General features: G+C 60.4%; 6 protein-coding genes. All 6 read right to left on the reverse strand.

Translation table 11 applies throughout. The features are described from left to right. Positions 1 to 9: 9 nt before the first annotated feature. The 6 genes from PSH97_RS13820 to mexE all read right to left on the reverse strand — a co-directional run bounded on the left by PSH97_RS13820 (position 10) and on the right by mexE (position 10,591). Entirely contained in the window at positions 10 to 1,680 is a 1,671-nt protein-coding gene (locus tag PSH97_RS13820; protein ID WP_305449668.1) for a response regulator, read from the reverse strand. Further along, complete coding sequence (locus PSH97_RS13825; protein ID WP_305449669.1) at positions 1,677 to 3,179, reverse strand: ATPase domain-containing protein; 1,503 nt, start codon at positions 3,177 to 3,179, stop codon at positions 1,677 to 1,679. Before PSH97_RS13825 ends, PSH97_RS13820 begins: the two co-directional genes overlap by 4 nt. A 135-nt stretch (positions 3,180 to 3,314) precedes the next feature. Continuing rightward, positions 3,315 to 4,370: a tetratricopeptide repeat protein gene (locus PSH97_RS13830; RefSeq protein ID WP_305449670.1), complete on the reverse strand. Its 1,056-nt coding sequence runs from the start codon at positions 4,368 to 4,370 to the stop codon at positions 3,315 to 3,317. A 342-nt stretch (positions 4,371 to 4,712) separates the two neighbouring features. Next, a complete protein-coding gene (locus tag PSH97_RS13835; RefSeq protein WP_123496923.1) occupies positions 4,713 to 6,134 on the reverse strand; it encodes an efflux transporter outer membrane subunit in 1,422 nt (473 codons plus the stop codon). Continuing rightward, on the reverse strand, positions 6,131 to 9,322 hold the full coding sequence (locus PSH97_RS13840; protein WP_305449671.1) for an efflux RND transporter permease subunit: 3,192 nt from the start codon (positions 9,320 to 9,322) through the stop codon (positions 6,131 to 6,133). Before PSH97_RS13840 ends, PSH97_RS13835 begins: the two co-directional genes overlap by 4 nt. 15 nt (positions 9,323 to 9,337) lie before the next feature. Beyond that, the gene (mexE, locus tag PSH97_RS13845; protein WP_305449672.1) at positions 9,338 to 10,591 is read right to left on the reverse strand and encodes a multidrug efflux RND transporter periplasmic adaptor subunit MexE; all 1,254 of its coding nucleotides are present in this window, start codon (positions 10,589 to 10,591) and stop codon (positions 9,338 to 9,340) included. Positions 10,592 to 11,093 lie beyond the last annotated feature (502 nt).

The following is an 11,093-nucleotide window of genomic DNA, read 5'->3' on the forward strand; positions in this document are numbered from 1 at the left end:
GATAACACATCAGACCCGAATCATCTCCCGCACCTTCGCCGTCAACAAATCGAAAGTGAACGGCTTGGTGATCATCTGCATGCCGGGATCAAGAAAGCCCCCGCGCACCGCTGCGTGTTCGGCATACCCGGTGATGAACAATACCTTGAGATCAGGCCGATACTGCCGGCCGATTTCCGCCAGTTGCCGGCCGTTCATACCCGGCAGGCCCACGTCGCTGATCAACAGGTCGATTCGCTGGCCGGAGTCGAGAATCGGCATGGCGCTGTCGGCATCGCTCGCTTCAACGAAGGCGTAGCCCAATTCACTCAATACGGCGCTGACCAGGACTCGCACGGCGGGATCGTCCTCGACGATCAGCACGGTTTCGCCGTCCCGGGCGAAAGGAGTGTGTTGGGCATCGACTCGGGTGTCCTGGAGCAGTTCCCCGCTGAAACGCGGCAGAAACAGACTGACCGTGGTGCCTTTTCCGACTTCACTGTGAATGCTGACGTGGCCGCCGGACTGTTTGCTGAAACCATAAATCATCGACAAACCCAGGCCTGTGCCCTGGCCGATGGGCTTGGTCGTGAAGAAAGGATCAAAGGCCCGGTTGATGGTGCTTTGTGGCATGCCGTAACCGGTGTCGGTGACGCTCAGGACGATGTAATCGCCCGGTTGCAGATTGCTGTGGGCCTCAGTGAACCCCGTATCCAGATGCTGATTGGAGGTTTTGACCAGCAGATTTCCACCGTCGGGCATGGCATCCCGGGCGTTGAGCACCAGGTTGAGCAGGGCGCTTTCGAGTTGGTTGGGGTCGGCCTCGGCCACCCACAGTTGCTCGTCCAGTTGCATTTCCAGGTGAATGCTTTCGTTGATGCTGCGCTGCAACAATTCACCCATGGACACCACCAGGGTGTTCATCTGTACCGGTTTTGAATCCAGCGACTGGCGTCGGGAGAACGCCAGCAGTCGATGGGTCAGGCCGGCCGCGCGGTTGGCTGAGGTCACCCCAAGATCGATCAGGCTGTCCAGATCCTCGGTGCGTCCCCGGGCCAGGCGCCGACGCAGCAGCTCGAGGCTGCCGATAATACCGGTCAGCATGTTGTTGAAGTCGTGGGCAATACCGCCGGTGAGTTGGCCGACCGCTTCCATTTTATGGGACTGCCTGAGGGCTTCTTCGTTGTGGCGCAATTGTGCCGTGCGCTCCTCGACCTGTTGTTCGAGGGTTTCCAGGGTATTTTGCAGACGCAGTTCGCTTTGGCTCAGATCAATCATACGGTCCCTGGCTTCATACTGCCGTCGTCGCCCGCGCAACGCTGTGGTGACCAGGCTGATCAGCGTGACCGGATGAAACGGTCGCTCGAGAAAGGTCACGTTGCCCAACTGCAAACCGAGTCGCGACGCAGGGTTCTGCTCCGGGCCACCGTGGTGGGTCAGCAGTACGATCGGCAGATCCGACCACGCCGGTTGCTGCTCGATCAGACCCAGCAGCGGTTCAAGGTTTGCGCCCAACAAGGCCTCGGAAGCAATCACCAACAGGCCGGCACCCAGTGACAGCTCGTTGCACAACGTGCCCAGATCCCGGGCGATGACCCCCTCGAACCCTGCTTCGTTGAGCATCATCAGCGCGATCTGGCTGTCGCGGCCCAGCGGCGCAAGAATAATCGCACGCTCGGACATTGCCTCCATGGCCGTCACTGGACATCTTCCTTAAGCAGCGGATTGCTCGCGCCAAGGTAAGTGGGCACGCCACGCAATACACCCTGGAATGCATCCAGTGGTTCACCGATGGTCATGCCCTGGCTGCTGATGCGGTACTCGCGAATGGTCGATTCGTGGCTGCCGGTGCGTTTCTTGATGATCGAGATTGCCCGGCGAACCTTGCCCAGGGCCTCGAAGTAGCGCAACAGAATGACGGTATCGGCCAGATAGGTAATGTCGACGGGGGCCTGCATGTCACCGACCAGCCCATGTTGGGCTACGGTCATGAATGTCGCGGCACCCTGACGATTGAGGTACAGCAGCAACTCGTGCATGTGCAGCACCAGGGCATTTTCTTCGGGCATGGCCGCTTGATAGCCGTTGATACTGTCGATCACCACGGTTTTGATATGGCCCTCATCGACACAACGGCGAACCCGGTAGGAGAACTCGCCGGGGGACAATTCGGCGGCATCCACTTGCTCGATCAGCAGGTTGCCGGTGTCTTCCAGGGCCTTCAGGTCAATGCCGATGTTTTTCATACGCTCGAACAGCAGCCCCAGCTCTTCATCGAAAATGAACAGCGCGGCCTTTTCGCCACGGGCCACCGCCGCAGCGGCGAAGACCATCGAGATCAGTGATTTGCCGGTACCGGCCGGACCGAGGATCAGGGTGCTGGAGCCCGTCTCGATACCGCCACCAAGCAGGGCATCCATTTCCGGGATGCCACTGGTCAACTGCTGGCGGGTATAACGCCCGCGATGTTCGGCCGCCACCAGGCGCGGGAAGACATGCACGCCGTTACCCATGATGGTGAAGTCATGGAAACCGCCGCGGTACTTCTGACCGCGGTACTTCACCACGCGGATGCGTCGGCGTTCGGCACCGTAGTTGGGCGTCAATTCTTCGAGACGAATCACCCCGTGCGCCACGCTGTGCACGGTTTTGTCGAGGGCTTCGGTGGTCAGGTCATCCAGCAGCAGCACCGTGGCCTGGTAGCGCACGAAGTAATGCTTGATGGCCAGAATCTGCCGGCGGTAGCGCAAAGAGCTTTGGGCCAACAGGCGGATTTCGGACAGGCTGTCGACCACTACGCGGGTCGGTTTGACCCGCTCGACCGCTTCGAAAAGCTGTTTGGTGGCTTCGCCCAGCTCCAGGTCCGAGGAATACAGCAGACTCTGTTGATGCTCGGCATTGAGCAGGCTTTCCGGCGGCGTCAGCTCGAAGATGTGGATGTTCTCATCCAGCTCCCAGCCGTGGGACAACGCCCCTTGGCGCAGCTCGCGCTCGGTTTCCGACAAGGTGATGTACAACGAGCGCTCGCCAGCACGGGCGCCAGCCAACAGAAAATGCAAAGCGACGGTGGTTTTGCCGGTTCCGGGTTCACCCTCCAGCAAGAACAGGTGACCGCGGGACAATCCACCGGCCAGGATGTCATCCAGACCTTCAATGCCGGTGGCGGCTTTTGCACTGATCAGCTCGTTAGATGTAGACAAGAAATGCCCTCTCATGACTAGGGGAAACGAGGCAGCAGGCTGGAAGCGCCTGAGTGGACTGCCTGATCACTTGACCTTTTGCCGAGACGACGGTTCAACCTTTTCCTGCTCTGATTTGTGCTACAGAGCGATCGTTTACAGACCTTGCTGCAACGCCGGATCATCCGGATTGAGCTGTTCCAGCTGTGCCAGCAATACCTGCACGTTCTGCAACTGTCCGCTTTCCTTCCAGTAATTGATCAGCAGCACGCGCGCCTTGCGATCGGCCGGGTGACGCTGGACGATTTCCTGCAGCTGGTTCTGCGCCGCTTCCAGCTCTTGCTCAGCATGCAGCGTGGTGGCCAGGTCGTAGCGGTAATCCTTGTTGTCCGGCTCAAGCTCCACGGCTTTGGACAGCCCGAGCAGGGCGAACTCACTTTGCCCGTGATGCAGCAACCAGAGCCCCAGCGCATGTTGCAGGTAGGCCGAGTCAGGCTGCGCCTTGAGCTGTTTCGCCAACAATTGCCTGGCGGCATCGCTTTGGCCCTGTTTATCAAGCACTTCGATCTGCATCACCAGCGCCGGCAAGTTGCCGGGCGCCAATTGTAACGAGCGCTCCAGGGCCTGCTGCGCGTCCTTCAGTTCGGCATTGTGCAAGTGCAAGCGCGCGAGTTGGTATTGGGTTTCGGCGCTTTCCGGCTGACGCTTGAGGCGTTGTTCCCAGGCATCGATCGCTTGCTCCAAAGGGCCGAAGTACAACCCCAGTTCATCCGGCGTCAGGCCCAACAAGGCGTTGACCGTCGCAAACCGCACGCTCGGATCGCCGTCATCGAGCAAAGGCCCCAGTAACAGGCTGCGCTGCCCACTGGGCACCAGCCCGCTGATGCTTTTGATCGCGGCGATGCGCACATCCGCCGAGGGATGTTGCAGGTCTGCATTCGCCAGTTTCAGGGCTTGCGGACTTGGGTAGTTGGGCAGTTCGGCATGCAGCCACACACGGCGCTTGGCCGACAGGTCAGGGCGCCCCAATTGCTGATAAAGCACTCGCGCCGCTCCCGGTTGACCCGCGCGAGCCTGGGCCAGCGCTTCGCTGTAGCCATGCTTGATCGCCGCCGGCACCACAGGCGTCGTGCTGCGCAGAAAAAACCAGGCGAGGGCGAGGGCGAGCAATACGCAGAGGCTGATGAGCAAGTAGCGGCGGGACTGAGGCATGCAGGAATCCGGGGGATGGCAGGTTTTTGCAAAGCCATCAGCTTCGGTCAGGAGGGGCTGTGAGTCAAACCACGAGTGAGGATTTCGCGATTTGAGTCTTGGGGTAGCTGTTTATTCCTCATACCCCCAAATCCCTGGGGGAGAGCGGGCTTGCCCGCGATTGCGTCGGTACATCCAACATCCATGTGCCAGATAGGCCGCTATCGCGGGCAAGCCCGCTCCCACAGGGGATTGTGGTATTTGCGCTATGGTGCGCAGCCAAAAAAAAAGCCCCGCGACCGAATGAGACGCGGGGCAAAGAATTTGGTTGGTTGCGGCCAACCAAAGGAGCTCTTTAAAACCTTACTTGCTGGCGACCGTCTCTGGTTGCCAGCCGCCGCCAAGCGCTTTGTAGATGGCGACAATGCCGCGATACAAATCGACTTCGGCCTGGGCCTGGGTGTCTTCCGCCGCCAAACGCTCACGCTGGGCATCGAGCAGCACGAGGAAGTCCACGGTGCCTTCGCGGTAGCGAATGTCGGCGAGGTCTGCGGCGGCGCGGCTTGATTCGCTTTGACGAATCAGCGAGATCAGGCGCTGCTGACGTTTACCGTAATCGCTGAAGGCGTTTTCCGACTCTTCCAGCGCCAACAGTACTTGCTGCTCGTAGGTCGCCAGGGCGCCTTCGGCTTCAGCATCGGCACCGCGCAAACGGGCGCGCACGCTGCCCAGGTCGAACGCCGCCCAGGTAATGCTTGGGCCCAGTGCCCAGGCGTTGGCCGCCGAGGAACCGATCTGCGAACCGCGCCCGGCGGTGAAACCGAGGAAGCCGCTGAGGCTGACCCGTGGGAACAAATCAGCCTTGGCCACGCCGATACGGGCGGTGGCGGCCGCCAGTTGGCGTTCGGCGCTGCGGATGTCCGGACGCCGTTGCAGCAGTTCGCCCGGATCACCGATCGGCAGGGCCTTGGCGATCGCCGGCAAATCTTTTGGACTCAGGTCGACAGTCAGCTTGTCCGGACGCTCGCCCAGCAGGGTGGCGATACGGTTGCGCTGACGCACCTGTTCGGCCTGCAGTTGCGGCACGCTGGCTTCGACAGACGCCAGGCGCGCATCGGCGCGAACCACATCCAACTGATCGCCGACACCGGCATCACGCAGGCTTTCGGTGATCTTGCGCGATTCCTGCTGATTGTTCAGGTTGGCCAGGGCGATCTTTTCCCGCAGTTGTGCGCCGCGCAGTTGGCCATAGGCATCCACCAGTTCGGCAATCATGGTGACTTGCAGTTGGTAAAGATCGGCTTCGGCGGCCTGCTGTTCGGCGTCGCTGGATTCCAGGTTGCGCTGGATGCGACCGAACAAGTCCAGTTCCCAGGCCATGTCCAGGCCCAGGTCATAGCGTTCACTGCTGACGCGGTCGGTGGTCTGGCCGGGAATTTGCCCTTTGGCCAGATCACTGCTGGCGCGGCTGGTGATGGTCGGCATGGCGTCATTGCTGGCGTCATCGCGAATCGCCCGGGCCGCTTTCCAGCGGGCAAAAGCCACGCGCAGATCGCGGTTGCCTTGCAAGGATTGCGTCACCAACTGGTTGAGGGTCGGATCGTCGAACTGCTGCCACCAGATGCCTTCGAAGCGGGCGCGGTCGAAGTTCTTCTGACCGGCGCTGCCATCGGTGGCGGCCGTGATGTTGGCCGCCTCGGTGGTTGGGGTTTTGTAGTCCGGGCCGACGGCGCAGGCACTCAGGGCCAGTACCAGAAGGCTTGGCAGGAAGGCTTTCAGGCTCATTGTTGCGCCTCCAGTGGCTTTTCCAATTTCAGCGCCTTGGCCGCTTTGCGCGCTTCACCGCGCTCCACAAAGTTGCGAATCAGTACGTAGAACACCGGCGTCAGCAACAGACCGAAGAAGGTCACCCCGAGCATCCCGGAGAACACCGCCACACCCATGGCATGACGCATTTCGGCACCGGCACCGCTGGAGAACACCAGAGGCACAACACCCATGATGAACGCGAAGGAGGTCATCAGGATCGGCCGCAGACGCAGACGGCAAGCTTCCAGCACCGCTGCCAGCGGGCCGAGGCCTTCTTCCTGTTTATCCTTGGCAAACTCGACGATCAGAATCGCGTTCTTACACGCCAGGCCCACCAGTACGATCAAGCCGATCTGGGTGAAGATGTTGTTATCGCCGCCCGAGGCAATCACCCCGGTAATCGCCGACAGCAGGGTCATCGGTACGATCAGGATCACCGCCAGTGGCAGGCTCCAGCTTTCGTACTGCGCCGCGAGCACCAGGAACGCCAGCAGTACGCAGAGAGGGAACACGAACAGCGCGGTGTTGCCGGACAGAATCTGCTGGTAGGTCAGGTCGGTCCACTCGTAGGTCATGCCGTTCGGAAGTTCATCCTTGAGCAGTTTCTCGATGGCTTTTTCGGCCTGGCCGGAGCTGTAGCCGGGGGCTGCCGCACCGTTGATTTCCGCGGTGATGAAGCCGTTGTAGTGCATTACGCGGTCCGGCCCCGAGGTGTCGCTGACCTTGATGAAGGTCGCCAGCGGAATCATCTCGCCGCGGTTGTTACGCACTTTCAGCTGACCGATCTGGTCCGATTCGAGACGGAACTGTTGCTCAGCCTGAACGTTGACCTGATAGGTGCGACCGAAGCGGTTGAAGTCGTTGGCATACAGCGAACCCAGATAGATCTGCAGGGTGTCGAAGATGTCGCTGACAGCAACGCCGTGGGTCTTGGCTTTTTCCCGGTCGATGGCGGCATCGACCTGCGGCACGTTCACGGTGTAGCTGGTGAACAGGCCAGCCAGTTCCGGCACGCTGTGGCTTTTGGTGATGATGTTCATGGTTTCTTTGTACAGCTCGTCATAGCCCAGGTTGCCCCGGTCTTCGATCTGCAGGCGGAAACCGCCAATGGTCCCCAGGCCTTGTACTGGCGGTGGCGGGAAGATCGCCATGTAGGCTTCCTGAATCCCGGCGTACTGGCCGTTCAATGCACCGGCAATCGCACCGGCGGACATGCTCGGATCCTTACGCTCGTCGAACGGTTTCAGGGTCACGAACACGATGCCGGCGTTAGGGCTATTGGTGAAACCGTTGATCGACAGACCCGGGAAGGCCACGGCGCTGTCCACGCCAGGCTGTTTCAGGGCCAGGTCGGACATGCGCTTGATCACGTCTTCGGTACGGTCCAGGCTCGCGGCATCCGGCAGTTGCGCGAAGGCCACCAGGTATTGCTTGTCCTGGCCGGGTACGAAACCGGTCGGGGTATTGGAGAATCCGAAGAACGTCAACACCATCAGGCCGGCGTACACCAGCAGGGCGATACCGCTGCTGCGGATAACCCGGCCCACGGTGCCGACATAACCATGGCTGGCCTTGTCAAAGAAGCGGTTGAACGGACGGAACAACCAGCCACCGAAGATCTTGTCCAGAACCTTGGAGAAACGGTCTTTAGGCGCGTCATGGCTCTTGAGCAACACGGCGGCCAGCGCTGGCGACAAGGTCAGCGAGTTGAAGGCCGAGATGACGGTCGAAATCGCAATCGTCAGGGCGAACTGTTTGTAGAACTGACCGGTCAAGCCGGAGATGAACGCGGCCGGGATGAACACCGCACACAGCACCAGCGCCGTCGCGATGATCGGACCGGTCACTTCACGCATCGCACGCTTGGTGGCTTCTACCGGGGTGAGTCCGAGCCCGATGTTTCGCTCGACGTTTTCCACCACCACAATCGCATCGTCGACCACGATACCGATGGCCAATACCAGCCCGAACAGCGACAGCGCGTTCAACGAGAAGCCGAACAGGTGCATCACGGCAAACGTACCGATCAGCGAAACCGGCACCGCCACCAACGGGATGATCGAAGCGCGCCAGGTTTGCAGGAACAGGATCACCACCAGCACAACCAGGATCAGCGCTTCGAAGAGGGTGTGAACCACCGCCTCGATGGAACCGCGCACGAAGATCGTCGGGTCATAGACGATGCTGAAGTCCATGCCTTCCGGGAAGTTCTTCTTCAGCTCGGCCATTTTCGCCCGAACGTCGTTGGAGATCTGGATCGCGTTGGAGCCTGGGCGCTGGAAGATCGGGATCGCCACCGCCGGCTGGTTGTTCAGCAAGGAGCGCAGGGCGTACTGGCTAGAGCCAAGCTCGACGCGAGCAATGTCTTTGAGGCGAGTGATTTCACCATTTTCGCCAGAGCGAATGATGATGTTCTCGAACTCTTCCTCGGACACCAGACGGCCTTGAGTGTTGACCGACAGCTGGAACGCGGTGGCATTCGGCGCAGGCGGAGCACCCAGGGCACCGGCCGCCACTTGACGGTTCTGTTCACGAATCGCGGTGACCACATCGGTGGCGGTCAGGTTGCGCGAAGCGGTCTTGTTCGGATCGAGCCACACCCGCAGCGAGTAATCGCCCATGCCGAACAGCTGCACATCACCGACACCGCCCAGACGCGCCAGCTCATCCTTGATATTGAGCAAGGCGTAGTTGGACAGGTAGAGCATGTCGTAGCGTTTGTCCGGCGAGGTCAAGTGCACAACCATGGTCAGGTCGGGCGACGCCTTGTCGACGGTGATACCGATGCGCGTCACTTCCTCGGGAAGTTTGGGCTCGGTACGGGTCACGCGGTTCTGAACCTGTACCTGCGCGTTATCCAGGTCAGTGCCCAGGGCGAAGGTGATGGTCAGGGTGATCTTGCCGTCAGCGGTGGACTGCGAGGACATGTACAGCATGTTCTCGACGCCGGTGATGGCTTGCTCCAAAGGAGCGGCCACGGTTTCACCGATGACTTTAGGGTTGGCGCCCGGGAAGTTGGCACGGACCACTACGGTCGGCGGCACGACTTCCGGGTATTCGCTGATCGGTAACTGGAACAGCGAGATGGCGCCGGCGATCAGGATCAGCAGCGACAGTACCGCTGCGAAGATCGGCCGTGAAATGAAGAATTGGGAAAAATTCATCGGAGTAATTGTCCCTTAACCGCGTGGAGTCGCAGCAGCCACTTTCACAACCGTACCCGGCGCGACCTTGGCAGGTGCGACTTGGGGCAGGTTGCTGGCTTCCAGCGCTTGTCGTTGTTGTGCGAGAGCCGCGAGGGTTTCCTGGCTGGCCATCGGGATCACTTCAGGCGTGACCGGCGAACCAGGACGAACCCGCTGCAAACCCTTGACGATGATGGTGTCGTCTTTGTTCAAGCCGCTGCGCACGATGCGCAGACCTTCGATCTTCGGACCCAGCTCGACAGGGCGGTAAGCCGTTTTGTTGTCGGCATCCATCACCAGCACGAACTTTTTACCCAGGTCGGTACCGACCGCTTCGTCGTTGATCAACACCGCGGAGTAGGTGCCGCTGCCCACCAGTTTCAGGCGTGCATACAGGCCTGGGGTGTAGGTGCCGTCGCTGTTGTCGAACACCGCACGACCGCGGATGGTGCCGGTCTTCGGGTTGACCTGGTTGTCGACGAAGTTCATCTGGCCCTGGTGCGGGTTGCCGTCTTCATTGGACAGGCCCATGTAAACCGGGGTGGTGGCGCCGCGTTGCCCCTGACGGGCGAGCTGGGTGTACTTGAGGAACACACGCTCGTCGGCGTCGAAGTAGGCGTAGACCTTATCGGTGGAGACCACGGTGGTCAGCGCCGTGGTGTCGGCGGTCACCAGGTTGCCGGCGGTGATTTCCGCACGACTGACACGGCCGCTGATGGGCGCTGTGACGCGGGTGAAGCTCAGGTTCAGTTTGGCCAGGTCCAGTTGTGCCTGGAGGGCGCCGACGGCGGCGCGGGCTTCTTGAGCCGCGCTGGTGCGCGAGTCGGCGAGTTCGGCGGAAATCGCGTTGCTGGTGCGCAGACGTTCGCCGCGCTGGGATTCGTTTTCGCTGCGGGTGGCTGTGGCGCGAGCTTGCGCAACCAGGGCTTCGAGGCGGCGGACCTCAGCCTGGAATGGACGCGGGTCGATCTGGAACAACAGATCGCCTTTCTTGACCAGCGCGCCTTCGGTGAAGGCCACGTCATCGATCTGGCCGGAAACCCGTGGACGAATCTCTACCGTTTCCGGCGCTTCAAGGCGGCCGGTGAATTCGTCCCACTCGTTGACCGGTTGTTCCAGCACCTTGGCCACGCTGACCTTGGCCGCGGGCATGGTGGCGGCAGCGTCCGGGGTCTTGCCGCAGGCGCTCATCACCAGCACGGCCAACAGGGCCAAGGGGAAGCGCAAATGTTTGAGTGATTGTTCCATGGATGCATCCGCCAATGTATTGAGATGGACGGATGATGCTTGGCGGGGTGGTATGGCACGAATCGAATGAAGCGAAGGTAACTATCATTCGGAATGATATAAGCTCAAAGCGAGCCCTCTAGCATGCACCTTCCGTTAGTGGGCTATCAAATGAAATGATGACAATTCAGTGTTGCGGGGAGTGTAAGGGATTTCGCGGGCTCGGCAGCTTGCCCGCACCGCGGGCGACGACTGGCACCTTCCGATCCTGGACCTGATCGATGTGGTGCGGCCATTTCCTGAATGTTCAGGACTAAAGTTCGCGTACTTTACCCACAAAAGGCCTGATGACAGCAGAACCGACTATCCTTTCGGATAGTGAACGCTGCACTCTTGGCAAAAAGGGACGCCATGCCAGACTATGATCGCGCTATCAGTTCCAGACCCGGCATCACATGCGGTGATCGAACCTGTCTGATCAGGCCCTGCTTACTCAGGCCCTGGCTACTCTGGATGGCTTCAA

Origin of the sequence: Pseudomonas cucumis (genome assembly GCF_030687935.1) — a bacterium.
Classification (GTDB): domain Bacteria; phylum Pseudomonadota; class Gammaproteobacteria; order Pseudomonadales; family Pseudomonadaceae; genus Aquipseudomonas; species Aquipseudomonas cucumis.